Genomic DNA, 24,430 nt, shown 5'->3' with positions numbered 1-24,430 from the left:
TGTCGATGTCAGCAGTCACGAGCAGACAACGACACCCTTCCCTATGCGGTACGACCACCGCCTCACCAGCTCAGATTTGGGACTCAGTCATCTAGGGTCGCACCATGAGTGAGCGCAGCGGGCGGGGCACCCGGGCCGGCGTGGCGGGGACCCCGCGCGTCGGCAGGCGGGACAGGGAGGCGTGATGAGCGATCGTTTCGTGGTCGTCGGTGCCGGCACGATGGGGCTCGGCATCGCCTACGTGGCTGCCGGCGCCGAACACGCCGTCGAGCTGGTCGAGGTGGACGCCGAGCGGGGTGCAACCGCGCTGAACCGGCTCGCCGAGCTGTGGGAGCGGGCGGTGCAGCGCGGGAAGCTGAGCGCCGACCAGGCCGCCGCGAACCGGCAGCGGGTGACGCTGCGCCCAACTCTCGCCGACGTCGCTCCCGCCCCCCAGGTGATCGTGGAGGCGGTGCCGGAGCGTCTCGACCTGAAGCGTGCGGTGCTCCGGGACGCCGCCGCGCTGCGCCCGGCGCTGCTGGGCAGCAACACCTCCAGCATCGCCATCGGTGCGCTGGCCGCCGAGTTGGACGCGCCTGAGCGCTTCCTCGGCCTGCATTTCTTCAACCCGGTCTGGGCGATGACGCTGCTGGAGATCGTGGTCGGCCCGGCCACCGCCGAGGAGACCACCGCCGCGGCCGTCGCGCTCGCCGGCCGGCTGGGCAAGGCCCCCGTCGTCGTACGCGACATGCCCGGCTTCGCCACCTCGCGGCTCGGGGTCACCCTCGGGCTGGAGGCGATCCGGATGGTCGCCGACGGGGTGGCCAGCCCGGTGGACATCGACAAGGCCATGGTGCTCGGCTACCGGCACCCGATCGGGCCGCTGGAGCTCACCGACCTGGTCGGCCTCGACGTGCGGCTGGACATCGCCCGCACCCTCCAGGCGGCGTACGGGGACCGCTTCGCACCGCCGCCGCTGCTGGAGGAGATGGTGGCCGCCGGGCGGCTGGGTAAGAAGTCCGGGCAGGGCTTCTACCGCTGGGAAGGCGGGGTAAAACAATGACCGGGCTGCGGATCGAGGAGCGGCCGGACCGGCTGGTGGTCACGCTGGACCGGCCCGAGAAGCGCAACGCCATCGATGCCGACCTGATCGCCGAGCTGCACCAGGTCTGTGCCGAGTTGGAGGCGCGCCCGCGCCTGCTGCTGCTCACCGGCGGCGCGGCGGGCATCTTCGCCGGTGGCGCCGACATCGGCCAGCTCCGCGAACGGGGTCGCACGGACGCCCTCGCCGCGATCAACTCGGCCGCCTTCGCCCGCATCCGGGCGCTGCCGATGCCGACCGTGGCGGCCGTCGACGGCCCGGCGTTGGGCGGTGGCGCGGAGCTGGCGTACGCCTGCGATCTGCGGGTGTGCACGGCGCGGGCGGTCTTCGGCCAGCCGGAGGTGCGGTTGGGCATCCTGGCCGGCGCTGGCGCGACCCACCGGCTGCCCGCGTTGATCGGCGAGGGCCGGGCCAAGGAGCTGCTTTTCACCGGCCGGCGGGTGGACGCCGCCGAGGCGCTGCGGATCGGCCTGGTGAACCGGGTGGTGGACGAGCCCGACGAGCTGCTGCCGGTGGCGCACGCGTTGCTGGACGAGATCGCCCTGGGCTCGCCGTTGGCGGTGCGGCTGACCAAGCTGGCGGTGAACGCGCCCGCCGCCGCGCACCCGCATCTTGACCTGGTCAGTCAGGCGGTGCTCTTCGAGGACGACGAGAAGCGTCGCCGGATGACCGAGTTCCTGGAGCGTCGTCGGCCGCGCTGAGCCCGCGTACCAGAACGGCCGCACCGGCGGGAAGCCGGTGCGGCCGTCGTGGGTCTCGGGTCCTGCTTACTGCCGGATCTGCACCCCGGCATCGGCCAGGCCGCGGATCACCTGGGCGGACTCACCGAAGCCGATGATCAGTACGGCGTCCGCGCCGAATGCCTTGATCTCCTTGGCGCCGCCGCTGAAGTCGACAGGCGGTGCCTCCGCGTCGGCCGGCGGCTCGTACGTCATCAGCTTGAGCCGGTCGTTGGCGATACCGGCCTTCTCCAGCTCGTCGCGGACGGTGGCCTGGAGGCCCTCACCGTAGGAGTCCTTGCGGGCGACGATGACGATCTTCTGGGACCCGTCGCGGAGGATCACGTCGGCCAGCGCCCGGCCCTGGAGGCTGTCCGGCGGGGCGGTACGGAAGTAGAGGCCCTTGTCCTCCACGTCGGTCAGGCTGCTGTCGGTGTTCGACGGGGAGAAGAGGACCTTCCCGGCCCGCACCACGTCCGGCAGTACCTCTCGGGAGATGCCCGAACCACCCGCGCCGATGATCACGCTGACGCCGTCCGCCACGTGCCTGGCCACCGTCGCCTTGGCAACCGCCGGGCTGGTGCCGTCGTCGCCGTCCATCCAGGTCACCGGCTTGCCCAGGGCACCGCCAGCAGCGTTGACCTCCTTGATCGCCAGCGCGGCGCCGGCGGCCATCGGCGGGTAGGCGATTGCGAGGTCACCGGTCTTCGGCAGTAGACCGCCCAGGATCAGCGGTTCCTGGTCGGAGTTTGCACCGGTGCGCTGCTTCTTCGGCTTCGGCGGCGCCTTGGTGCTCGCCGCCGACTCGATGCCCGCGCCGACGAACTCGGTCTTGCCGTCGTTGATCCGCTGCCCGTCGAAGGTCAGCGTGGCGTAGCTCGCGGTGGCCGGCTCACCCTTGTCGGTGAAGCCGGCCCGGGTCAGCGACACGCTGCGGTACTCGATGTCCTGCCCGTTGCGGGCCAGCGAGAGGCAGCTGGCCGGGTCCTCGCAGCGCTGCCCGTCGTTCGTCACACCGACGATCTGCTTCGCGATGTCGGTGGGGTTGGTGCTGCCGGCCAACTGGGCGGCGAGCACGGCGATCACCACCGCGTCGTACGTCTCGGCGGCGTACAGGTAGTCCGTCAGCGCCGGATCGACGGCTCGCAGTCGGCTCTTGAAGTCGTCTGGCAGCGGGGTGAGGGGCGTGGTGCCCTTCATCCCGTCGACGAGACTCGCCCGTTCCTTCAACTCCGCAGGATAGGAGTTGAGCATGTTGCCGTCCGTGCCGTAGAGGCGCACCTGTTGGGCGCTCGTCTCCTCGGGCTTGTCATCCCCGCAAGCGCTTGTGGCGAGCAGGATCGTCGCGCAGGCAGCCAGTGTGGCTACCCGCGAGCGGCGTGATACGAACATGGTCGTCCTTCCTCCGGCGAAGGTCCGCTGCGCACATTAGCGTGCCGAGGCTGGCGGCGGGACCGTGGAGGTGGCGTAATGCGCAGGTAGCTCGCATTGAACACGGACAGTGACGGTTGCTGGGGGGGCTTGACCGCCCGTCCTACTGTGCGCTGCGTGACCGACCTACCACAGCAGACGTTCGATGACGCGGCCGCCGTGCTCCGCTCGGCGCTGACCGGCGATGGAGACGCGGTGGTGGGAGCGTTCGACGCGGTCGTCGACCGGGCCGGCCTGGACGGCGCGTACGGGGTCGCCTGGTGCCTGGCCGCGACCATGCTCGGCGACGAGCCGGCGGCCAGCGGCGCGGCGCTCGACTTTCCGGGGATCGACCAGGCCGGGTACGACACCCGCTGGGTGGCCCGCTTCGTCAGCGCGTACGCGAATCGGGACGAGCCGACCGGCGAGGCCCTGTTCGGCGCGGCGGCCGCCGACGGGCTGCTTCCCGACTGCCTGCTCACCCTCGCCGGCTCGACGATCGCCACCCTGCGCAGCCGCGCCGGCTGAGCGGTCGCGCCGGGTGCTGCGCTGACGGGTTGCGGCTGCGCCTGCGGGTCGTGGCTGTGTCGGCGGGTCGTTGGGGTGTGGGGGGGGGGGGGGGGGGGGGGGGGGGGGGGGGCGGCGCGGGGGGGGGGGCGGGCGCCGCGACCGCGCGGGTCGGTCAGAACGCGTGGTACGCGATCAGCGGTTCGTACTCGTACCGCAGGTTCTCGAAGCGGACCCGGAAGTTCACGCCGTCCTTGACGTCGGTCGCCACCGTGATCCAGCCCGAGTTGGCCGGCAGGTAGGTCCAGTAGTTACAGGCGCTCGTCTTGTCGACGAAGATCACGCACGCTTCGGTGGCGTACACGCTCGCGTTGCGGACGTTGATGTCGCGGCAGCGCGTCGTGGTGCGGTACTGGCCGGCCGAGCCGCCGTAGCGGCCGGTCTCGAAGTACGACCGGACCGCCCCGCCGTAACAGGTGGCGAGCGGGGCGAACGCGTTCGGCCCGGAACTGACCGGTGTGGTCGGTGTTGTCGGCTCCGCCTGCGCGGGCGTACCGACGGCGAGCAGTGCGGTGGCCGTGGCGACGGCGAGCAGGCGAGCGGTCTGGGATGGCATTCGTTCGTCCCTCCAGAGCAGGTAACTGACCGTCCGTGTTGGACTGATCATCTGGCCGTGACGATGATACGTATCGATCAATGCCGCCGTGGCCCCGACGATGTCCGGCCCGTGTGGTAGCTCTGTAGTCATGTCCGAGGCCATGCTCAGCAAGGTGCGCAAGCTGCTGGCCCAGGCCGAAGACCCGGCCTGCACCCCGGCTGAGTCGGCTGCGTTCACCGCAAAGGCGACCGAGCTGATCGCCCGCTACGGCGTCGACCGGGCGCTGCTCGCCGCCAAGGACCCGACCACCGACCCCGTCGGCGATCGGGTGCTGGACGTCGTCGCCCCGTACGCCCGCGACAAGGTCGGCCTGCTCGCCGCGGTGGCCGAACCCCTGCGCTGCCGCTGCGTACGCCGACGGCAGGGCAACGGCTTCGCCCTGCATCTCTTCGGCTTCGCCAGTGACCTGGAACGGGTCGACCTGCTCTTCACCTCACTGCTCGTGCAGGCGGCGCACGGCCTGGCCGCCACCGAGGTGCCCGCGGACGACCACCCCGCCGCCTTCCGCCGCTCCTGGCTGGCCGGCTTCGCGGAGGTGGTCGGAGGTCGGCTCTGGGCGGCCGAGACGGCGGCAGCCAGCGAGTCGGGAACGCCGTCGATGGCGCTGGTGCTGGCCGACCGGTCCGACCGGGTGCAGCGACGGCTCACCGAGGAGTACCCGCGGCTGCGCACCGCCCCGCCGCGTCGGTTGGGCGGCACCGGCTTCGGCTCGGGGGCGGAGGCCGGCCAACGCGCGAACCTTGGTGGTCGGAACCTCGGCGGCGCCGCCGTCGACCGTCGGCTCGGCCGCTGATCTGCTGGGTGTTCAGGCGGTCGGCGTGGGCCGGTGACGCGACACCGTGGCGACGTAGCGGGTGAGCAGCTCGTGCCAGCCGGCGGTGAGCGCCTTCCGGTAACCCTCGGCAGCCTCGCCGTGCCGGTCGAAGTGCCGGTGCTCCAACTCGACCCGGGTGCGTTCCGGTCCCTCGGGATGGAACAGCACCTCGACCTCGCTCGCGCGGGCTGGGTCCGGCACCGGCGCCCGGTCGGGGCCGATCTGCCAGACGAAGACCAGCCGGCGAGGCGGATCCCAGGTGAGCACCCGGCCCCAGTCGGCGCGGAAGCCGTACGGGCCCAACTCGTAGAGCATGCCGCCGGCTCGCGGCTCCATGCCCAGCTCGGCGAGAGCGTCCGGCCCGGACCAGGTGTATTCGGTGACCCACCAGTCGGTCAGCTCGTCGGTGAAGACCGCGAACGCGTGCTCGGCGGAGCCCGGGACGAGGAGGCTGCACCGGAGAGAGAACCGGCCGACGTCCTGCCGGATGTCGGCCGGATCAGTCAATTCCTGTCCCATAGGCCCGGACCATACCGGCTGATGCCCGGGTGTGCAGCTTCGCACGGTGCCCGGTTCCAGACAGAGGGTTGCCGAGTCGTCACGGACGGGATGCCCCGCCGGAAAGCGGGTAACCGGCCGAACGGCTCGGAGGACCGGGCCGGTGTGCGGGCGGGGCGGGAGACATGAGCGAGAGCGGGCAGCAGCAGGAGTCGGACCGGAACATCGACAACGCAGACCCGGACGTCCTGCTCGACATTCCGAAGGTGTCCGTCGACTCCATCCGGCTGGCCGTCGACGGCCTGGACGCCGACCTGTCGCTGCGGGCCCGGGTCGCCAACCTGCTTCAGGTCGACGCCGGCGTACGGGTGCACCTGAGCGGCGGCGAGTTGGACATCAACGGGGTGCACGCCGAGGCGCAGCTACGGGTGCGGTTGGCGCAGCTGACCAGAATCCTGGGACGAGCGCTCGACACGCTCGACAACAACCCGCACATCATCGAGGCGCTCGTGCACACCGCCATTGACGACGTGAACCGCAGCAGCCAGCAGTTGGCCGCGGGCGCTGCGGAGATCAAAGCGTCGAGTCTGCGCTCGGACGGCGTACGAGACGAGCCGGGCCGCGCGGGCGGCCCCTCGGTCGACCGTGACCGGCCGGGTTCCTCTCGACCCGGCCCCGGCCGACCAGGTCTCGATCAACCTGGTTCTGGCCGGCCGGGTTCTGATCAACCTGGTTCTGGCCGGCCGGGTTCTGATCAGCCTGGTTCTGGCCGGCCGAGTCTCGGTCAGCCTGGTTCTGATCGGGCGGATGCGGGTCGGGCGGAGGCCGGCCCGGCAGCTGGCCACCGCCCCGAAGGCCCACGACACGACGGGCCGCGTCACGGCGAAGAAGCGCACAACCAGCCCGGTCAGTCGGACGGCCCGGCCCGAGCCCGTCCGGGGACGGCGACGGCGGTTTGCCGGGCGCGGCGCAAGCTGCCGCCCAGAGCGCGGCCCAGCTCGCCGAGCAGGCGGGGGAGACCTTGCGACAGGCCGGACGCAGCGTGTGGGAGGCGATCCAGGGCAGCGTGGCGCAGCACCGCCCGCAGGGTCGCCGCGACCACTGACGCCGCGCCTCCACGCCTCCGCTGACGCCGCGCCTCCGCTGACGCCGCGCCTCCGCGCCTCCGCCTCATGATCGACTCGGTTTTCTTGATATCGCGGTGTCGCGTGCGCTGGGACACCCCGACATCAGGGAAGTCGAGTCGATCACGCGGGGCGACCAGGGATGGGCGAGCAGGGGTGGTCGACGAGGGGTGGCCGAGCAGGCGGATCGGTGAGAACCCCGGAAACAGCAAGATCCCCACCTGCGTTTCCGCTGGTGGGGACCTCTGTAGCCCGGCGAAAGGCTATGTGGCCAGGGGCGGGGTCGAACCGCCGACCTTCCGATTTTCAGTCGGACGCTCGTACCAACTGAGCTACCTGGCCGTGTTGCTCGGCTCATGCTACCCGGCAACCGGACGAACCGGCGGCAGGGCGACCTGCTCCGATACGCAGAACGCCGCGCGGGGCGCGGCGTCAGCGCTGCGGTCCTGACGGGACTTGAACCCGCGACCTCCGCCTTGACAGGGCGGCGAGCACTCCAACTGCTCCACAGGACCTAGCTTGTGTTGCTCCGGCTTGCGCCGGTTGTTGCTCCGGCTTGCGCCGGTCGTGCCCCCAACGGGATTCGAACCCGTGCTACCGCCTTGAAAGGGCGGCGTCCTGGGCCGCTAGACGATGAGGGCGGCCCCGCCATCATTGCACATTCGCAACTTCAAGCGGACTTGCTCCCATCCGGCCCCGCCGGAGGCTTGGAAAGCATACGTGATGCTCCGTCGGTCGACAAAATCGGTATCGGCAAGGGCTGGGGACGGGTCAAAACCGCAGGTCAGGGTGGTTCTAGCGGAGTCGGGTGATGCCGAAGCGCTGCTTCAGGTCGGCGATCACCTTCGGGCAGGCGGCGAGCGTCGCGGCCCGATTTCCGCCCCCGTCGTGCAGGAGAACGATGCCGCCGGGGCGGGTGGCGGCGTGCACTCGCTTGCCGATCGTCGCCGCGGTGGGCTTGTCCCAGTCCTGTGGGTCGACCGACCAGTGCAGTGGGCGCATGCCGAGGTCCTTGGCCACCGCGAGCACCTCCGACGTCCACCGGCCGCCCGGCTGCCGGTAGAACGACACCTTCGCGCCGGGGGCGGCCTTCCGGATGGCCCTGTTGGTGCGGTCCAGGTCGGCTCGGATCTCGGCGACCGGTCGCCGGGCAAGATCGAGATCGTGTCGCCAGCTGTGATTGCAGAGCTGGTGTCCCTCCCGGACGATCCGCCGGACCAGTTCCGGGTGGCGCTGCACCTCGCGGCCGACGACGCAGAAGGTCGCGGTCACCTTGGCGGCCTTCAGCTGGTCGAGCACCTTGGGTGTCCAGGCTGGGCTGGGCCCGTCGTCGAACGTCAGGGCCACCGGGCGTACGCCGGTGTTTCGCCCCAGGCCGGAGGGCAGCTTGGCCGGCAGCGGCCGCAGTGGCGGCTTGGCCGGCTTGCTGACGCTGGGGTGCGGCGACGGTGTGGGCGGTGTGGTCGATTCCACCGGCTTTGGAGCGCCGGCGGGTGCGATGGTGCGGTCCGGTTGGGCACAGCCGGACAAGACCAGCGCCATGGCGAGGACGGACGCCAGGACAGCGCGGGCTTGCATCTGCTCGCTCCCGGGGGTCTGGGTAGGCGGACCCGCCCGACGGTAGTTCACGCCGCCAGTCGACGACAGTGCGATCAGTCACGCCTCGACTGGTTCAGGGAGTCGCGGACGGCGGCGGAGAGCGAGACCGCCTCGGCCAGGTCGACCGGTCGCACCACCCCGGCGGGCAGCGTGTCGGCACGCCAACCGGGGCCGGCGGCGAGCACCAGCAACGGGCGCCGGGGTGCGGCGAGCAGTGCGCTGAGTTGGGCTGGGTCGGCGGTGGCCCGGGTGTGCGACCAGAGCACCACGGCGGCCGGTCCGGTCCGGTTGACCGCCTCGACGAGAGCGCCCACCGGCACCCGGGCGCCGAGCATCCGGTAGCTGACCCCGGCCTCCGCGAGCGCCGCGGCCAACGCCTCCAGCGGCAGGGTGTGCTGTTCCTCGTCGGCGCAGGAGAGCAGGATCCGGGCCGGCCCGGTGGGGACGTTGGCCCGACTGGCCGCCGCGAGCGCCTCCGAGACGGAGCGGGACACCAGATGTTCCACCTCGATCAGGCCGGCGGTGGCGGCGTGCCGTTCGCCAATGCCGGCGAGCACCGGGCGCAGCAGGCCCTCCCAGGTGGCGATGACCCCGCCGGCGGCCAGGGCGTGCGCGATCGTCTCGCTGATCGCCGCCGCGTCCAGCCGCATGGCGGCTCGGGCCAATCCGCGGGCTGCCGGGCCGGCCCGGCCGACCGGGATGGTGCCGCCGCCGTCACGGCGGGTCGGGTGGCTCCGGGCGGAGCCGACGGTGCCACTGCCGTTGGGCGTCGGATCCGGTGCCTGGCGGGCCCAGCGGGCCGCCTCGGCGGGACTGACCCCCTCGGCGGTGAGTCGTCGCATGATCTCGAGGCGGGCCAGATCGGCGGGTGTGTACCGGCGGTGGTGACCGGGGATGTGTTCGCTGGGCCCGAGCCCGTAGCGCTGGTGCCAGGTGCGTAGGGTCGTCACCGCGACCCCCAGCCGGCGTGCGACCGCGCCCGCGCTCAGCGCCTCATCGACCACCCGACCGCTCCGCCGTGTCATCCGCCGCCGTTCCGGGCGGGGTCATGGCCGGGCCGGTCGCGCCCGACCGGGACCCCGAGGGGTGTAGCAGCCGGTTCACCACGCCGCCGAGCCAGGGCGCGTACGGCCGGGGATCGAGATTCAATTCGGCCTCCAACGCGGTGGGATCGGCCCACCGCAGCTCGGCCACCTCGTTTGGATCCGGCAGTAGCGGAGCGCTGGGCAGGAACTCGCCGCGCAGCACGTGGTCGTACTCGAACTCGACCCGACCGGTCTCCGGGTCCTCGGCGTAGTAGACGTAGACGCCGACCTCGGTCAGCTCGACCGGGCCCGCACCCAGCTCCTCGCCCAGCCGTCGGTTCGCCGCCTCGGCGAGCGATTCCCCCGGCAGCGGGTGGCCGCAGCAGGAGTTGGCCCAGCGCAGCGGAAAACGGGTCTTGACGGCGGCTCGGCGCTGGAGCAGCACCTGGCCGTCCGGGTCCACCAGCAACACCGAGAAGGCCCGGTGCAGCTGCCCCGGGGGTTGGTGGGCGGCCGCGACGGTCGTCTCGCCGTGGACCTTGCCGGTCTCGTCGACGAGTTCGACGAGGTGCTTCTCCCGGCCGCTCATCGGCCCTCCCCGGTGATCCGGCCGGCGGCGAGCTTGCCGGAGATGAGCACCATCGGTACGCCGACGCCGGGTTGGGTCCCGGAGCCGACGAACACCACGTTCGACAGGGCGCGGTGCAGGTTGGACGGGCGGAACGGGCCGGTCTGGAAGAGGGTGTGCGCGGCGGCGAACGGGGTGCCGGCGGCCATCCCCTGCTCCTCCCACTCGGCGGGGGTGATCGCCCGGAGCACCTCGACCCCGGCGCCGAAGCCGACGTAGCCGCGCTCCTCCAGGGTGCCGATCAGCTGGTCGGTGTAGCGCTGGGTCAGGTCGCCGCGCCACTCGAACGGCGCCCGGTGCAGGTTGGGCACCGGCGCGAGCACGTAATAGGTGTGCCGGTCGGGCGGGGCCACCGAAGGATCGGTCCGGCTCGGATTGGTCACCAGGAGCGACGGATCCGTCATCAGCTCACCCCGTCGGATGACCTCATCGAAGGTGCCCTTCCACGCGCGTCCGAAATGGATGTTGTGATGGGCGATCTTCGCATAGGCCTGTCGTGAGCCGACGTGCAGAACCACGCAGGACGGCGAGTAGGTGAGCCGGCGCTGCGGGCCGGCGGGGAGCAGGTCCCGGTAGGCGACCGGCAGGTCGGGGTTGAGCACCACCACGTCCGCCGGCACCAGCTCACCATCGGCGGTGAGCACGCCGGTGGCGCGGCCGTTCGCGGTCTCCACCCGGGTCACCGTGGTGTCGTACCGGATCTGCACGCCGTGCTTCTCGGCCGCGCCGGCCATCGCCCTGGAGACCGCGTGGATGCCGCCGCGCGGGAAGAAGACCCCGGCCACCGAGTCGAGGTACGCGATGACCGCGTAGATGGCCAGCGCGTCGTGCGGCGCGAGGCCGGCGTACATCGCCTGGAAGGAGAAGACCCGCTGGGTACGCGGGTCCCGGAAGAACTGGTTGATCTTCGTCTGGAGGCGCCGGAAGGCCCCGCCGCTGAGCAGCTTGAGCAGGTTGCCGGTGAGCAGGTCGGTCGGCGCGTCCAGGTTGCGCTCGATGAAGTCGGTGCGCTCCAGCCGCCACAGCTCCCGCGCGTACTCGACGAAACGCAGGTAGCCGTCGGCCTCCCGGGGCCCGCAGACCCGGGATATCTCGGCCGCCATCCGGGTGGTGTCGGTGAGCACGTCGAGGGTCGAGCCGTCCGGGTAGTACGCCCGGTAGGCGGGGTCGAGCGGGGTCAGGTCCAGCCAGTCGTGCAACTCCTCGCCGACCGCGCCGAGCGCCTCGGCGATCAGGTCGGGCATGGTGAGCACGGTCGGGCCGGTGTCGAACTCGTAGCCGTCCACGCCGAGTCGTCCGGCCCGCCCGCCGGGCACCGGCTCGCGCTCCAGCACGGTCACCTGTCGACCGCTGCCGGCCAGGTGCAGCGCGCAGGCGAGCCCGCCCAGCCCGGCCCCGACGATCACCACCCGGTCCGTCCGTCCTGTCACTGTCCGCATGTGACCACCTCCTCGCTCAAGTCGCTCATCAGGCCCGCCGGTTGGCAGCGGCGGTGGCCAGCCCGGTCAGCGCGGTCCGCGCCGTCTGGTCCACGGGCGCGGCGTCGAGCGCGGTCAGCGCGTCGTTCACCCGCTCGGCGATCATCTGCTCCACCCTGGTCACCGCGCCGGTCTCGGCGACCAGCCCGGCGAGCGTGTCGACCGGTCCGTCGGCGGCCCGATCCAACGCCGTGAGCTGGGCCGGCGTGGCCAGCTCCCGGGCCAGCATGAGCAGCGTGGTCGGCTTGCCGGTGCGAAGGTCGTCACCGGCCGGCTTGCCGGTGGCCGCCGGGTCTCCGTAGACGCCGAGCAGGTCGTCGCGGAGCTGGAACGCTTCGCCGACCGCCAGGCCATAACGGGTGTACGCGGAGACCAGCGGGTCGTCGGCGGGCACTCCGGCCAGGCAGGCCCCGAAGAGCAGTGGTCGCTGGACGGTGTAGCTGGCGGTCTTGTAGCGGACCACCCGTAGTGCCCGGTCGACCGACCAGTTGGCCGGGTCGTTCTCGCCGAGCACGTCGAGGTACTGCCCGGCGACCGTCTCCACCCGCATCTGGTCGTAGCAGCGGCGCACCTCGAAGAGCCGAGCCGACGGCACCGAGGCGTGGCCCATCAACTGGTCGGCCCAGACCATGCAGAGGTCGCCGATGAGCACGGCGACGGCCTCACCGAACCGGCCGGGGTCACCGCGGTGACCGGCGGCGACGTGCTGTTCGGCGAGCGCGACGTGCGCGGTGGGCCGGCCACGGCGGGTGTTGGACGCGTCCATCACGTCGTCGTGCACCAGCGCGAAGGTGTGCAGCAGCTCCAGCGCGGCCAGCGCGGGCAGCACGGGCGGCAGCGCCGCGGTGCCGCCGACCGCCCCGCGCCAACCCCAGTAGGCGAACGTCGACCGGATCCGTTTGCCGCCGGTCAGGACGGCTTCCCGCGCGGTGGCGGCGAAGCTGCCCATCGATGGGTCGATGTCGTTGAGGGTGTCGACTTCGGCGGTGAGGAAGGTGTCCAGGGTCTCATCGACCGCCGTTACCAGATCGTGGGTGTACGCGGCCAGAACGGCGCGGACCGGATCGTCCCCGTCACCTGGCCCTGCCGGCGCTACGCGGGTCACGTTGCCCGCAACTGCGTCGTTGGCCATGCGGCTGAGCGTACCCTAGGCTACGAGTTGCGTCGATTGGTGCGTCGATAATTGGAGGAGGGCCGGTGGAAACCGATCTCACCGCTGCCTATGGCCGCTGTCGTGAGCTGCATAAACGCCACGGCCGCACCTACTATCTCGCCACCCGGCTGCTCCCCGCTTGGAAACGACGACATGTGCACGCCCTCTACGGGTTCACCAGGTACGCGGACGAGATCGTCGACCGCACCGAAGACCTTCCGCCGGCCGAGCGGGCCGCCCTGCTGGACCACTGGGCCAGCCAGTTCGTGTCCGGTCTGCACGGTGCGCCGGTGGACGACCCGCTGTTGCCGGCCGTACTGCACACGATCGCCGTCTTCGACCTCGACCGGGACGACTTTGCGTCGTTTCTGAAGAGCATGGCGATGGACCTGACCGTCACCGCGTACCCGACCTACGACCACCTGCTCGACTACATGGAGGGATCGGCGGCGGTCATCGGCACGATGATGCTGCCGATCCTGGGCAGTTCCGACCCCGCGGCGGCCCGGGAGCCGGCCCGGCAGCTCGGCTTCGCCTTCCAGCTCACCAACTTCATCCGGGACGTCGCCGAGGACCTCGACCGGGGCCGCACCTACCTGCCGGACGAGGACATGGCGAAGTTCGGGGTCACCCGCGAGGAGTTGGCCGAGGCCCGCGCCCAAGGCCGCGCCACCCCTCGGATCCGCGAGTTGATCGAGTACGAGGTGACCCGCGCCCAGGCGCACTACGCTGCCGCCGCACCGGGTATCACCATGCTGGCACCCGGCTCGCAGGCCTGCATGCGCACCGCGTACGCGCTCTACGGCGGCATCCTCGACGAGGTGGCCGCGCAGGGTTACGACGTCTTCGTCCGGCGGGCTCTGGTGCCGCAGCGGCGACGGATGGCGGTGGCGGCGCGGGCGCTGCTCACCTCGACAGGTACCCCGGTCGTCATCCCTGGGCCGACGATCCACCCGGAGGGCCGGTGACCGCGAGCACGGCGATCGTGCTCCTCACCCGCGACCTGCGGGTGCACGATCACCCGGCGCTGGCCACCACCTGTGCGGCCTTCGACCGGGTGGTGCCGTTGTACGTGCTCGACCCGGCGCTGGCCGACCTCTCCGCCAACCGCACCCGGTTCCTGCACCAGGCCCTCGCCGACCTGCGCGCCGAGCTTCGCGACCGCGGTGGCGACCTGGTGGTGCGGCACGGCGACCCGGTGGCCGAGACGATTCGGCTGGCCGCCGAGGTCGGCGCAACCGCCGTGGCGCTCTCCGCCGACGTGAGCCACTACGCCACCCGTCGGGAGCGGCGACTGCGCGCCGAGTGCGAGCGGCACCGGCTGCACCTGCGACTGTTTCCCGGGCTGACAGTGGTCGAGCCGGGCGCGTTGCGGCCCGGTGGCGGCGGTGACCACTACCGGGTGTTCAGCCCGTACCACCGGGCCTGGGCGGCCCAGCAGTGGCGCGAGGAGTTGGCCGCGCCGCGCCGGGTCGCGCTGCCCGACGGGGTACGCGTGGGCCGGCTGCCGGCGCTGCCGGCCGGAGACTCGCCGGACGCGGCCATCGGCGGCGAGCGGGTCGCTCGGCAGCGGCTCACCGACTGGTTGCCCGACCTGCCCCGGTACGGCGATCAGCACGACGACATGGCCGGCGACGACACCTCCCGGCTCAGCCCGTACCTGCGCTTCGGTTGCGTGTCGCCGCTGTCGGTGGCGAACCGCGTCGGCGACCGGTCCAACCCGTTCGTCCGGCAGCTCTGCTGGCGGGACTTCTATTACCAGGTCACCGCCGCTTTCCCCGATATCTCGACGGCGGCGTACCGGCGGGGTGCCACCGAGCAGTGGCGCTACGACGACGACGCGTTGGCGGCCTGGACCGAGGGACGCACCGGGATGCCGATCGTCGACGCCGGAATGCGGCAGTTGCGGACGCAGGGTTGGATGCACAACCGGGCCCGGCTGATCACCGCCGGCTACCTGACCAAGCACCTCGGGCAGGACTGGCGGTCCGGAGTGGCGGTGTTCTTCCGCTGGCTGCTCGACGGGGACGTGGCGAACAACTCGGGCAACTGGCAGTGGGTCGCCGGCACCGGCAACGACACGAAGCCCTACCGGGGGTTCAACCCGGTCCGGCAGGCCGAACGGTACGACCCGGCCGGCGACTACGTGCGCCGCTGGGTGCCGGAGCTGGCGCAGGTGTCGGGCAAGGCCATCCACCAGCCGTGGAAGCTGCCCGACGACCTTCGCCGCACGCTGGACTATCCGCCGCCGCTCACCGTGCCCGGCACCGACCCGGTCTGGCTGCGCTGACCGCTTCTACAGCACCGAGTGCAACGCCTCGACCAACTCGTCAACCCGGTCGTGCTCGGCGAGGTGCGCCGTCGCGTACGCGAAGGTGTAGCCGCGCTCGGGGTCGGCCCACGCGCTGCTGCCGCCGAGCCCGCCCATGCCCCAGCTGCCATCCGGCTCCCACTGCATACCCAGCGTCCACCGGGCCCGCCGGTCGAGCACCAGGTCCGGCCCGTCGTACTGGACCCGGGTGGCCTCGTCGACCAGGCCAGGGCTGAAGAGTCGTACGCCGTCCAGCACGCCACCGGCCAGCAGGCCGGCGTAGAGCCGGCCCAGGCCGGCGGCGGTGGCGTGCAGATTGACCGCCGGTATCTCGGAGCCCCGCCAGAGAGGGCTGTTCAGCACGGCCAGGTCCAGTCCACCCGCCGGGTTGTCCATCGCCCGTGCCCGCAGGGAGCCGGGCTCGCCGAGCTGCCGGCTCGGCCACTGTGGGTCGCCGTAGCGCAGGTCCGCGCAGCGCCGCTGGTCCGCCTCGGTCAACCCGAAGCCGAGATCCAGCTGCCACCGGTCGGCAATCTCCTCAGCCAGGAACCGGCCCACCGACCGTCCGTCGACGCGGCGGACCAGCTCGCCCACCAGATGCCCGTACGTCCAGGCGTGTTCCCCGGCGACCGAGCCCGGCGCCCACTCGGGGTCGGCGGCGGCCAGGTCGCCGGTGAGCAGCGCCCAGTCGGCGATCGCGCTGGCCGGTCGGGGTACCGGAAAGGCCGGCAGGCCGGCGGTGTGCGACAACACCTGACGCACGGTGGCGGGAGTGCGGAACTCCGGCCAGTACCGGTCCACGGCCGCGTCGAGATCCACAGTTCCCCGGTCGACGAGCAGCAACAGGCAGAGTGCGGCCACCGGCTTGCCGACCGAGTAGACGTTCACCAGCGTGTCCGGCAGCCACGGCTCGCCGTCCGGTTCGTGGCCGCTGCGAAAGCCGCCGACCAGGTCCACCACCGGGTGCCCGTCGTACCAGATGGTCAGGCCGGCGCCGGTCTCCCGGCCGGAGGCGAGCAGGTCGTGGAAGCAGTCCCGGACCGGCGCGAAGCGTGCGTGCATCCGGCCACGGTAAGGGTCCCGGCCGGTGCGCGTGCCGACTTTTTCCGCCGACCCCGGTGGTCGGGGTGGGGCCGCCGGGGGATGCTGTTCGGTGTGGCGGAGCCGGAGCTGGTGGATGTTGTCGTGGTCGGGCTCGGAGTCGGCGGCGAGGAGGTGGCCGGACGGCTCGCCGAGGCCGGCCTGAGCGTCGTCGGCATCGAACGGGGTCTCGTCGGCGGGGAGTGCCCGTACTGGGGCTGCATCCCGAGCAAGATGATGATCAGAGCGGCCAACGCGCTCGCCGAGGCGCGCCGGGTCGACGGGCTGGCGGGCACGGCCCAGGTCCAGCCGGACTGGTCGCCGGTGGCGAAACGGATCCGCGAGGAAGCCACCGACACCTGGGACGACACGGTCGCGGCGGAGCGGTTCATCGGCAAGGGCGGCCGGCTCGTGCGGGGCAGCGGCCGGCTCGACGGTCCGCGCCGGGTCCGCGTCGGTGAGCAGGTGTTCGAGGCCCGACACGGGGTGGTGCTGGGCACCGGCACCCGTCCGTCGATGCCGCCGATCGACGGCCTGGCCGACACGCCGTACTGGACCAACCACCAGGCGATCGAGGTCGAGGAGCTGCCGGAGTCGCTGCTGGTGCTCGGCGGCGGCGCGATCGGTCTGGAGTTGGCGCAGGTCTTCGCCCGCTTCGGGGTCCGGGTCACAGTGGTCGAGGCACTGGATCGGGTGCTGGCCGTCGAGGAGCCCGAGGCGTCCGAGGTCGCCGCCGCGGCGCTGCGCGCCGACGGCGTGGAGATCCACACCGGGGTACGCGCCGAACGCGTCGAGCACGACGGGACCATGTTCACCCTGCACGGTGGCGGCGGCACGGAGTTCACCGCCGAACGGCTGCTGGTGGTGACCGGCCGCAAGGCCCACCTGGCCGAGCTGGGTCTGGACACGATCGGCCTGGACGCCAGCCAGCGTTTCCTCCCGGTCGACGACCGGCTGCACGTCACCGACCATGTCTGGGCGGTCGGCGACCTGACCGGCGAGGGTGCCTTCACCCACATCGCCATGTACCAGGCGGGGATCGTGATCGCCGACCTCCTGGCCCGCGGCCGGCAGGCGAAGGCCGGGGCGGACGCCAGCGGCACCTCCAGCGTGGTCGGCGGCGCGATGCGCGCGTCCAGCTCGTTGGCCGCCAGCGGGTCGAGCGGGTCGGCCGGCACTGTCCCGCGAGCCGACTACCGCGCGCTGCCCCGGGTGACCTTCACCGATCCCGAGGTCGGCGCGGTCGGACTCACCGAGCAGCAGGCCCGCGACCGGGGCATCAACGTGCAGGTCGGGTTCACCAAGCTGAGCAGCTCGACCCGGGGCTGGATCCACCAGGTCGGTGACGAGGGCTTCATCAAGCTCGTCGCGGACGCCGACCAGGGCGTGCTGATCGGCGCGACGTCGGTCGGGCCGGCCGGTGGTGAGGTGCTGTCGGGGCTCGTGGTGGCCGTGCACGCGGCCGTGCCGCTGAGCCAACTGCGGCACATGATCTACGCGTACCCGACCTTCCACCGCGCCATCGAGGACGCGCTGCGCAACCTGTCCTGACAGTGACGTGTGCTGTTCAGAGTCCGACTTGGTGGGCCATGCTGCGACAAGCGTGATGACTCTGAGGCATATTGATGCCTCACGGTCATCAGCACATTGATGCCAGGTGCTGCCGATCGACTCGGTCAGCCCGCGTTCACGACGATCCGGTCCACGCCTGACGACGTGACTCAGAACCTGACTGTCGAGTGGCGAGCAGAGTGCGACAGTCGGGCCGCAAATTTTGCCTCAATCGCTGTTCATTTCTTTCATGCAGGTGACGTACGATTGCGGCCGTGACCAAGCGGTTGACTGAAGTTGCCAAGAAGGCGGGCGTCAGCGAGGCCACCGTCAGCCGGGTGCTCAACGGCCGCGACGGAGTGTCCGAGGCGACCCGCACCGCCGTGCTGACGGCGCTGGACGTGCTCGGTTACGAGCGGCCGACCAAGCTGCGCGGCGAACGCGCCCGGCTGGTCGGGCTGGTGCTGCCCGAGTTGCAGAACCCGATCTTCCCGGCGCTGGCCGAGGTGGTCACCGGCACGCTCGCTCAGCGCGGCTACACCCCGGCGCTCTGCGCCCGGACCATCGGCGGAGTCTCCGAAATGGACTACGTGGAGATGCTCCTCGACCACCAGGTCTCCGGGGTGATCTTCGCTGGTGGCTCGTACGCGCTCGCCGACGCTCGACACGATCACTACCGTCGGCTGACCGACCGGGGGCTTCCGGTCGTGCTGGTCAACGCGGGGGTGGACGAGTTGGGCTTTCCCCGGGTCTCCACCGATGACGCGGTGGCGGTGGAGCAGGCGTACGGGCACCTGCGCTCGCTCGGGCACGAACGGATCGGGATGGTGCTCGGCCCGGAGGGGCACGTGCCGTCCCGACGCAAGCTCGACGCGATGATGAAGGCCGCGGGCTGGGACGAGGCCGACGCCGAGTGCGTGGAGCGGTCCAGCTTCTCCATGGAGGGGGCGCGGGTCGCCGCGACGAAGTTGGTCGAGCGGGGCGTGACCGGCATCATCTGCGCCAGCGACGTACTCGCGCTGGGCACCATCCGTGCGGCCCGGCGCCTGGGCCGTTCGGTGCCGGCCGACGTGTCGGTGGTGGGCTTCGACGACTCCGCCTTCATGACCTGCACCGACCCGCCGTTGACCACGGTGCGGCAGCCGATCGAGACGATGGGGCAGGCCGCGGTGGATCTGCTGGTCACCCAGATCGAGGGTGCCGGCGTCCTTCAGGACGAGCTGCTGTTCGAGCCGGAGCTGGTGGTGCGGGGCTCCACCGCACCCGCCCCCGGCCGCTAGGTACCACCCCGAACGACGCCTCGGCCGTCGACCGCTTCTCGCGGTCGGCGGCCGTTTGCGTCGTTGCCCGGCTCGATCAGCATCGATCGGGCCGAATGACCCTCCAATTGGGATCAATAGCCAGCAAAACGGGCTGCTTTCACTGTCTTGCCAACATCTGTCGTAACCACGTCGTGTCCTTTCGGAACAGGGTCGATACCTTGCTGAAATGAGTCGGTCTCGCTACAGTGACTCCACTCACACCTGGCTCCGACGCAGCTACTGGGCGTCAGGTCGTATCACCGCAGATCAGCGAAGGTCATTGGAGACACCGGTTCCCGAAGGGATGGACAGATGTCCGTACCGCAATACCGAAAGGCTGCGGCGGTCGCGCTCGTGGCCGGCCTGGGGCTCAGCCTCACGGCATGCTCCACGAAGAGCGACGACAAGGACGCGAACGCCGGCGGCAAGGTCACCATCACGGTCGACTGCCAGCCGGTCGGCGCCCAGAAAGAGCTGTTGAAGAACTGGAACGACGACGTCGCCGAGTTCCAGAAGCAGAACCCGGACATCACCATCAAGAGCGTCAGCGTCGGCGAGCAGTGCAACAACCCGCCGGACTTCACCGCCCGCCTCGCCGGTGGCACCGTGACCGACGTCTTCTACGGGTACATGACCGATCTCCAGCAGGTGCTCGACTCCGGTCAGGCGATGGACATCAGTCAGTACGCCAACAAGGACACCGTCCCCACCTGGGACAGCGTCGACCCGGCGCTGAAGGAGGTCTTCACCGACGGCGGCAAGCTCTACGCCGTCCCGGTGAAGAACTACTCGATGGGCCTGGTCTACAACAAGGTGCTGTTCCAGCAGGCCGGGCTGGACGTGAACAACCCGCCCAAGACCTGGGCCGAGGTCCGGGCCGCCGCCAAGAAGATCTCCGCACTCGGCAACGGCATCGCCGGCTACTCGGAGTACAGCGCCGGCAACACCGGCGGCTGGCACTTCACCTCCCTGCTCTACTCACAGGGCGGCCGGGTGCTGACCGAGGACGGCAAGAAGGCCGACTTCAACAACGCCATGGGCAAGCAGGTCCTGCAGAACCTCAAGGACATGCGGTACGGCGACAACAGCATGGGCGCCCGTCAGCTGCTGCAGTGGGGCGACCTGCTGACGAACGCCGGCGCGGGCAAGGTCGGCATGTTCATCGGCGCGCCGGACGCCACCCAGGCGATCGTCAGCCAGTTCCAGGGCAAGTTCCAGGACTGGGCGATGGCTCCGCTGCCCGGCCAGGACGGCGCGGCGAAGGGGACGCTCGGTGGTGGCGAGGGCTACTTCTTCAAGAAGGACCTCACGCCCGAGCAGGTCAAGGCCGGTCTGAAGTGGATCGCGTACCAGAAGCTCACCCCGGGCAAGGGCCAGTTCGACTACGTCCGGGCCAAGCCGCAGAACTACCCGGTGGGTCTGCCCCAGCCGCTGCTCTTCGCCAACGGCAGTGACGCGCAGAAGCAGGAGCTGGAGCTGCGGAAGGCCAACGCGAACGTGGACACGGCGAACTTCGCGCTCTTCGAGGCGACCCCGGTCCCGATCAAGGGTGAGCCGCGCAACGCCCAGGCCGTCTACGCGGTGCTCGACGCCGCGATGTCGGGTGTGCTGACCAACCCGAACTCGAACATCGACGCGCTGCTCAAGACCGCCGAGGAGAAGGTCAACCAGCTCCTCGCCGCCGAGAGCTGACCGATCGTGTGGGGGCCGGTGCGCCGACCCGGCCCCCACGCTCCTCGCACCACATCTCGACGTCACCGACTCACCCAGGAGTTGCCTTGGCGATCACCACCGTCCCGGAGACCCCCAGGAAACCGGGCCGCCCGCCGTCGCCGTACTCGGCAAGGCCGCAGCGCACCAGCCTCGGCCGCAAGGTACGGGACAACCTCACCGGTCACGCGTTCCTGATCGGGGCGGTGCTCTGCTTCGTCGTCTTCTCCTGGTACCCGATGATCCGCGGCATCGTGATGAGCTTCCAGCGCACCCGGCGCGGCGAGACGACCTGGGTGGGCTGGGACAACTACTCCCGCATCATCGCCGACCCGAGCTTCTGGACGGCCTGGCAGAACACGTTCTACTTCACTGTGCTCGCGCTCGCCCTGGGGTACGTGGTGCCGTTCTTCGTGGCGATCCTGCTCAACGAGTTCCGGCACGGCAAGGGTTACCTGCGGATCCTGGTGTACCTGCCGGTGATGCTTCCGCCGGCCTCCGCGCTGTTCCTCTTCAAGTTCTACGCGTACGACCCCAGCGAGGCGGGCCTCTTCAACGCGATCCTCAAGGCGCTGCACCTGCCCACCTCGCAGTGGATGCAGTCGCCCGAGATGACGATGCCGGCGATGGTGGTGGCGTCGACCTGGATGAACATGGGCGGCGCGGTGCTCATCTACCTGGCGTCGTTGCAGAACATCCCCGGCGAGCTGTACGAGGCGGCCGAGCTGGACGGCGCCGGGATCTGGCGGCGCATCCGGCACGTGACCATCCCGCAGACCCGGCTGATCCTCGCGCTCCTGGCGATGTTGCAGATCGTCGCCACCATGCAGCTCTTCATCGAGCCGCTGATCCTCGCCAACGGTGCCGGCGCGGAGGACTCCGCGACCTCGGTGGCGTACCTCATCTACCAGCACGGGTTCTTCCAGAACGACCTCAACGGCGCCGCCGCACTGGGCGTGATCATGCTGGTGGTGCTGGCCGGCTTCTCCGCCGTGTACGTGCGGCTGACTGCGAAACAGGACTAGGACGGGCGGGCAATGGCACAGGAATCCGGAACCCGGACCCTCATCTCCCAATCCCAGATCAGCCGGGGGCGCGGCAAGGTCATCTACTGGACGCTGCTCACCGTCGTCGTCGTGGGCTTCACGCTCGTCTTCCTCGGGCCGCTCTACTGGATGGTCACCGGCGCGCTCAAGTCCGGCCAGGAGATCGCGCAGACCCCACCCTCGCTGTTTCCGAAGGATCCGCAGCCGCAGAACTACATCGACGCGTGGAACAACCTGGCCCTCGCCAAGCTGCTGTTCAACACGTTCTACTACGCGATGGGCGCGGTGCTGTTCCAACTCGTCTTCGACAGCGCCGCTGCGTACTCCCTGTCCAAGCTCCGCCCGATCTTCGGCAACGTGATCCTCGGTCTCATGCTGGCCACGCTGATGATCCCGGCGATGGTGCTCATCGTCCCGCAGTACGTGACCGTGCTCGACCTGCCGATCCTGCACATCAACCTGCTCGACTCGCCGTTCGCCATCTGGTTGCCGCTGGTCGCGAACGCGTTCAACATCTTCCTGTTGAAGCGGTTCTTCGACTCGATCCCGGAGGAGTTGATGGCCGCCGCCCTCATCGACGGGGCGTCGTCGCTGCGGACCCTCTGGTCGATCATCCTGCCGCTGTCGCGTCCCATCCTCGGCGTGGTCTCCATCTTCGCCGTCACGGCGGTCTGGAAGGACTTCCTCTGGCCGAAGCTGGTCATGCCCTCGCCCGAGACCCGGACGGTCAGCGTCGGCATCTACACCTTCGCGGGTGGCACACCGATGAACGTGGTGATCGCGGCGTCGGTCATCGCCGCGATCCCGACAGTCATCATCTTCCTGATCTTCCAACGGAACATCATGTCCGGTCTGACCACGGGCAGCATCAAGGGCTGACCACCACCGCATCCGTCCGCGCGGCGAACAACGACAGTTCGCCCGACACATGACCAGGTCCGGCGAACCCGCCGACGTACTGACGCAGAAAGCAGGTGCTCGTGTCCACAGCTGACAGAAGTCCGTGGTGGCGGGGAGCGGTGATCTACCAGGTGTACCCCCGGAGCTTCGCCGACGGTAACGGCGACGGCATCGGTGACATCGCCGGCATCCGGTCCCGGCTGAACCACCTGTCCGCGCTCGGCGTCGACGCGATCTGGTTCAGCCCCTGGTATCCCTCCCCGATGGCGGACGCCGGCTACGACGTCTCCGACTACCGCGACATCGACCCGGTCTTCGGCAGCCTCGCCGAGGCGGAGGCGCTGATCACGGAGGCGCACGAGCTGGGCATCCGGACCATCGTCGACGTGGTGCCGAACCACTGCTCGGACGCGCACCCCTGGTTCCAGGCCGCGCTCGCCGGCGGGCCGGGGGCACCCGAACGGGACCTGTTCTGGTTCCGTCCCGGCCGGGGCCCGAACGGCGACGAGCGTCCCACCGACTGGGTCGGCGAGTTCGGCGGGCCGACCTGGACCCGGACCACCAACCCGGACGGCACCCCCGGCGACTGGTACCTGCACCTCTTCGCCCCGCAGCAGCCGGACTTCAACTGGGACCACCCCCGGGTGCGGGCGGAGTTCGAGGACATCCTGCGGTTCTGGTTCGACCGGGGCGTGGACGGCATCCGGATCGACTCGGCCGGGCTCCTGGTCAAGGACGGGACGCTGCCCGAGGTTCAGCCCGACCAGCCGCACCCGTTCCACGACCTCGACGGGGTGCACGACATCTACCGGGGCTGGCGTCGGGTCGCCGACGAGTACCCCGACCGGGCGCTGATCGGTGAGGTGTGGCTGCCGGACCGGCAGCGGTTCGCCAACTACCTGCGCCCGGACGAGCTGCACGCCGCGTTCAACTTCGACTTTCTCGGCTGCGCGTGGGACGCCTCGGCGCTGCGGGAGAGCATCGACGGGACGCTGAGCGCGCACGCGCCGGTCGACGCGCCGGCCACCTGGGTGCTCTCGAACCACGACGTCACCCGACACGTCACCCGCTACGGTCGGGCGGACACCCGGTTCAGCTTCGCGGCCAAGCGCGAGGGGATCCCCACCGACCTGGAGTTGGGCACCCGCCGGGCCCGCGCCGCCGCGCTGCTCTCGCTGTCGCTGCCCGGTGCCGCCTACGTCTACCAGGGCGAGGAGCTGGGCCTCTACGAGGTCGAGGACATCCCGTACGCGATGCGTCAGGACCCGATGTGGGAACGGTCCGGCCGGATCGACCCCGGTCGGGACGGCTGCCGGGTACCGCTGCCGTGGGCCGGGGACGAGCCGCCGTTCGAGTTCAGCCCCGAGGGCGCCGCAGCGCCCTGGCTGCCGCAGCCGGCCGACTGGAAGGACCGCACGGTTCGCACGCAGACCGGCGACTCGGCCTCGATGCTGGAGCTGTACCGAGCGGCGATCCAGGTCCGGCGGGCCGACCCGGCGCTCGGCGACGGCGAGCTGACCTGGCTGCCCGCCCCGGACGGGGTGCTCGCGTTCAGCCGCGGCGGTGGCTTCAGCTGCCTGGTCAACCTCTCCGCCGTACCGGTGCCGATGCCAGCTCAGGGGGAGTTGCTGCTGGCCAGCGGGCCGCTCGACGACGGGTTGCTGCCGTCCGACACCGCGGTCTGGCTGCGTACCCGCGAATCGGCGGACGGACCCGGCCTGACCTGACTCTGCTCGCCGTGGGGGGGGGGGGGGGGGGGGGGGCGCGGCCCGCCGCCCCCCACAAAATGGAAGAGAGCGGGGGGGGGGGCCACACCCCCCCCACGCCGGGGCCGGGC

The 24,430-nt window shown here is 70.8% G+C and carries 22 protein-coding genes and 3 tRNA genes; 13 read left to right on the top strand and 12 right to left on the bottom strand.

Going from position 1 to position 24,430, the window contains the following annotated elements; translation table 11 throughout:
- Positions 1-184: 184 nt before the first annotated feature.
- Positions 185-1,042, top strand: a complete 858-nt coding sequence (locus ABZU52_RS08625; protein WP_354970438.1) for a 3-hydroxyacyl-CoA dehydrogenase family protein — start codon at positions 185-187, stop codon at positions 1,040-1,042.
- Positions 1,039-1,782 carry an enoyl-CoA hydratase/isomerase family protein gene (locus tag ABZU52_RS08620; RefSeq protein WP_354970437.1) on the top strand — a complete coding sequence of 248 codons (744 nt, stop codon included), beginning with the start codon at positions 1,039-1,041 and terminating at the stop codon, positions 1,780-1,782. The genes ABZU52_RS08625 and ABZU52_RS08620 overlap by 4 nt, the downstream gene beginning before the upstream one ends.
- Positions 1,783-1,848: 66 nt before the next feature.
- Here the strand turns inward: ABZU52_RS08620 and ABZU52_RS08615 are convergent, their stop codons facing one another.
- Positions 1,849-3,192, bottom strand: coding sequence for an ABC transporter substrate-binding protein (locus ABZU52_RS08615; protein ID WP_354970436.1), 1,344 nt, complete (start codon positions 3,190-3,192; stop codon positions 1,849-1,851).
- 156 nt (positions 3,193-3,348) lie between these two features.
- On the opposite strand from ABZU52_RS08615, the gene ABZU52_RS08610 reads away from it, so the two are divergent.
- Positions 3,349-3,738, top strand: coding sequence for a hypothetical protein (locus tag ABZU52_RS08610; RefSeq protein ID WP_354970435.1), 390 nt, complete (start codon positions 3,349-3,351; stop codon positions 3,736-3,738).
- Between the two features lie 154 nt (positions 3,739-3,892).
- On the opposite strand, the gene ABZU52_RS08605 is transcribed toward ABZU52_RS08610, so the two are convergent.
- Positions 3,893-4,333, bottom strand: coding sequence for a hypothetical protein (locus ABZU52_RS08605; protein ID WP_354970434.1), 441 nt, complete (start codon positions 4,331-4,333; stop codon positions 3,893-3,895).
- A gap of 130 nt (positions 4,334-4,463) precedes the next feature.
- On the opposite strand from ABZU52_RS08605, the gene ABZU52_RS08600 reads away from it, so the two are divergent.
- Positions 4,464-5,168 (top strand): DUF2786 domain-containing protein, encoded by a 705-nt coding sequence (locus tag ABZU52_RS08600; RefSeq protein ID WP_354970433.1) that lies wholly within the window; start codon positions 4,464-4,466, stop codon positions 5,166-5,168.
- Positions 5,169-5,180: 12 nt separating this feature from the next.
- Here ABZU52_RS08600 and ABZU52_RS08595 read toward each other — a convergent pair whose 3' ends face one another.
- On the bottom strand, positions 5,181-5,708 hold the full coding sequence (locus tag ABZU52_RS08595; RefSeq protein WP_354970432.1) for an SRPBCC family protein: 528 nt from the start codon (positions 5,706-5,708) through the stop codon (positions 5,181-5,183).
- 164 nt (positions 5,709-5,872) lie between these two features.
- On the opposite strand from ABZU52_RS08595, the gene ABZU52_RS08590 reads away from it, so the two are divergent.
- Complete coding sequence (locus ABZU52_RS08590; RefSeq protein WP_354970431.1) at positions 5,873-6,817, top strand: hypothetical protein; 945 nt, start codon at positions 5,873-5,875, stop codon at positions 6,815-6,817.
- A gap of 262 nt (positions 6,818-7,079) precedes the next feature.
- Here ABZU52_RS08590 and ABZU52_RS08585 read toward each other — a convergent pair.
- From ABZU52_RS08585 to ABZU52_RS08550, 8 genes are all read right to left on the bottom strand, one after another.
- Positions 7,080-7,153, bottom strand: a tRNA-Phe gene (locus tag ABZU52_RS08585).
- A gap of 99 nt (positions 7,154-7,252) precedes the next feature.
- Positions 7,253-7,326: transfer RNA gene (locus tag ABZU52_RS08580), tRNA-Asp, on the bottom strand.
- A gap of 53 nt (positions 7,327-7,379) precedes the next feature.
- Positions 7,380-7,452, bottom strand: a tRNA-Glu gene (locus ABZU52_RS08575).
- Positions 7,453-7,606: 154 nt separating this feature from the next.
- The gene (locus ABZU52_RS08570; protein ID WP_354970430.1) at positions 7,607-8,389 is read right to left on the bottom strand and encodes a polysaccharide deacetylase family protein; all 783 of its coding nucleotides are present in this window, start codon (positions 8,387-8,389) and stop codon (positions 7,607-7,609) included.
- Positions 8,390-8,463: 74 nt separating this feature from the next.
- Positions 8,464-9,414, bottom strand: coding sequence for a MerR family transcriptional regulator (locus tag ABZU52_RS08565; protein WP_354970429.1), 951 nt, complete (start codon positions 9,412-9,414; stop codon positions 8,464-8,466).
- Positions 9,404-10,024 carry an isopentenyl-diphosphate Delta-isomerase gene (gene idi / locus ABZU52_RS08560; protein WP_354970428.1) on the bottom strand — a complete coding sequence of 207 codons (621 nt, stop codon included), beginning with the start codon at positions 10,022-10,024 and terminating at the stop codon, positions 9,404-9,406. Before idi ends, ABZU52_RS08565 begins: the two co-directional genes overlap by 11 nt.
- Entirely contained in the window at positions 10,021-11,502 is a 1,482-nt protein-coding gene (gene crtI / locus ABZU52_RS08555; protein ID WP_354970427.1) for a phytoene desaturase family protein, read from the bottom strand. Before crtI ends, idi begins: the two co-directional genes overlap by 4 nt.
- Before the next feature lie 28 nt (positions 11,503-11,530).
- Positions 11,531-12,673: a polyprenyl synthetase family protein gene (locus ABZU52_RS08550; protein WP_354970426.1), complete on the bottom strand. Its 1,143-nt coding sequence runs from the start codon at positions 12,671-12,673 to the stop codon at positions 11,531-11,533.
- Between the two features lie 65 nt (positions 12,674-12,738).
- Here ABZU52_RS08550 and ABZU52_RS08545 point away from each other — a divergent pair, with 65 nt between their 5' ends.
- Together ABZU52_RS08545 and ABZU52_RS08540 are read left to right on the top strand one after the other, a co-directional pair.
- On the top strand, positions 12,739-13,662 hold the full coding sequence (locus ABZU52_RS08545; RefSeq protein ID WP_354970425.1) for a phytoene/squalene synthase family protein: 924 nt from the start codon (positions 12,739-12,741) through the stop codon (positions 13,660-13,662).
- Complete coding sequence (locus ABZU52_RS08540) at positions 13,659-14,984, top strand: deoxyribodipyrimidine photo-lyase (RefSeq protein ID WP_354970424.1); 1,326 nt, start codon at positions 13,659-13,661, stop codon at positions 14,982-14,984. Before ABZU52_RS08545 ends, ABZU52_RS08540 begins: the two co-directional genes overlap by 4 nt.
- 6 nt (positions 14,985-14,990) lie before the next feature.
- Here ABZU52_RS08540 and ABZU52_RS08535 read toward each other — a convergent pair whose 3' ends face one another.
- Positions 14,991-16,067: a serine hydrolase domain-containing protein gene (locus tag ABZU52_RS08535; protein WP_354970423.1), complete on the bottom strand. Its 1,077-nt coding sequence runs from the start codon at positions 16,065-16,067 to the stop codon at positions 14,991-14,993.
- Between the two features lie 93 nt (positions 16,068-16,160).
- On the opposite strand from ABZU52_RS08535, the gene ABZU52_RS08530 reads away from it, so the two are divergent.
- The 6 genes from ABZU52_RS08530 (at position 16,161) to ABZU52_RS08505 (ending at position 24,320) form a co-directional block, all read left to right on the top strand.
- On the top strand, positions 16,161-17,636 hold the full coding sequence (locus ABZU52_RS08530; RefSeq protein WP_354970422.1) for an NAD(P)/FAD-dependent oxidoreductase: 1,476 nt from the start codon (positions 16,161-16,163) through the stop codon (positions 17,634-17,636).
- 275 nt (positions 17,637-17,911) lie between these two features.
- A complete protein-coding gene (locus ABZU52_RS08525) occupies positions 17,912-18,916 on the top strand; it encodes a LacI family DNA-binding transcriptional regulator (protein ID WP_354970421.1) in 1,005 nt (334 codons plus the stop codon).
- 333 nt (positions 18,917-19,249) lie between these two features.
- The gene (locus ABZU52_RS08520; protein WP_354970420.1) at positions 19,250-20,629 is read left to right on the top strand and encodes an extracellular solute-binding protein; all 1,380 of its coding nucleotides are present in this window, start codon (positions 19,250-19,252) and stop codon (positions 20,627-20,629) included.
- An 86-nt stretch (positions 20,630-20,715) separates the two neighbouring features.
- Complete coding sequence (locus ABZU52_RS08515) at positions 20,716-21,672, top strand: sugar ABC transporter permease (RefSeq protein WP_354970419.1); 957 nt, start codon at positions 20,716-20,718, stop codon at positions 21,670-21,672.
- 12 nt (positions 21,673-21,684) lie between these two features.
- Positions 21,685-22,572, top strand: coding sequence for a carbohydrate ABC transporter permease (locus ABZU52_RS08510; protein WP_354970418.1), 888 nt, complete (start codon positions 21,685-21,687; stop codon positions 22,570-22,572).
- A 101-nt stretch (positions 22,573-22,673) separates the two neighbouring features.
- Complete coding sequence (locus ABZU52_RS08505; RefSeq protein WP_354970417.1) at positions 22,674-24,320, top strand: glycoside hydrolase family 13 protein; 1,647 nt, start codon at positions 22,674-22,676, stop codon at positions 24,318-24,320.
- Positions 24,321-24,430 lie beyond the last annotated feature (110 nt).

Origin of the sequence: Micromonospora sp. NPDC005220 (assembly GCF_040607895.1) — a bacterium.
Classification (GTDB): Bacteria; Actinomycetota; Actinomycetes; order Mycobacteriales; family Micromonosporaceae; genus Micromonospora.
This window is presented reverse-complemented; position numbering and strand designations above follow the sequence as displayed.

What these genes read in the sequence shown, in the direction of transcription:
- ABZU52_RS08625 (WP_354970438.1), top strand. Translation starts at nt 185, where the DNA reads ATGAGCGATCGTTTCGTGGTCGTCGGTGCCGGCACGATGGGGCTCGGC.
- ABZU52_RS08620 (WP_354970437.1), top strand. Translation starts at nt 1,039, where the DNA reads ATGACCGGGCTGCGGATCGAGGAGCGGCCGGACCGGCTGGTGGTCACG.
- ABZU52_RS08615 (WP_354970436.1), bottom strand. Translation starts at nt 3,192, where the DNA reads ATGTTCGTATCACGCCGCTCGCGGGTAGCCACACTGGCTGCCTGCGCG.
- ABZU52_RS08605 (WP_354970434.1), bottom strand. Translation starts at nt 4,333, where the DNA reads ATGCCATCCCAGACCGCTCGCCTGCTCGCCGTCGCCACGGCCACCGCA.
- ABZU52_RS08600 (WP_354970433.1), top strand. Translation starts at nt 4,464, where the DNA reads ATGTCCGAGGCCATGCTCAGCAAGGTGCGCAAGCTGCTGGCCCAGGCC.
- ABZU52_RS08595 (WP_354970432.1), bottom strand. Translation starts at nt 5,708, where the DNA reads ATGGGACAGGAATTGACTGATCCGGCCGACATCCGGCAGGACGTCGGC.
- ABZU52_RS08590 (WP_354970431.1), top strand. Translation starts at nt 5,873, where the DNA reads ATGAGCGAGAGCGGGCAGCAGCAGGAGTCGGACCGGAACATCGACAAC.
- ABZU52_RS08570 (WP_354970430.1), bottom strand. Translation starts at nt 8,389, where the DNA reads ATGCAAGCCCGCGCTGTCCTGGCGTCCGTCCTCGCCATGGCGCTGGTC.
- idi (WP_354970428.1), bottom strand. Translation starts at nt 10,024, where the DNA reads ATGAGCGGCCGGGAGAAGCACCTCGTCGAACTCGTCGACGAGACCGGC.
- crtI (WP_354970427.1), bottom strand. Translation starts at nt 11,502, where the DNA reads ATGCGGACAGTGACAGGACGGACGGACCGGGTGGTGATCGTCGGGGCC.
- ABZU52_RS08550 (WP_354970426.1), bottom strand. Translation starts at nt 12,673, where the DNA reads ATGGCCAACGACGCAGTTGCGGGCAACGTGACCCGCGTAGCGCCGGCA.
- ABZU52_RS08535 (WP_354970423.1), bottom strand. Translation starts at nt 16,067, where the DNA reads ATGCACGCACGCTTCGCGCCGGTCCGGGACTGCTTCCACGACCTGCTC.
- ABZU52_RS08520 (WP_354970420.1), top strand. Translation starts at nt 19,250, where the DNA reads ATGTCCGTACCGCAATACCGAAAGGCTGCGGCGGTCGCGCTCGTGGCC.
- ABZU52_RS08510 (WP_354970418.1), top strand. Translation starts at nt 21,685, where the DNA reads ATGGCACAGGAATCCGGAACCCGGACCCTCATCTCCCAATCCCAGATC.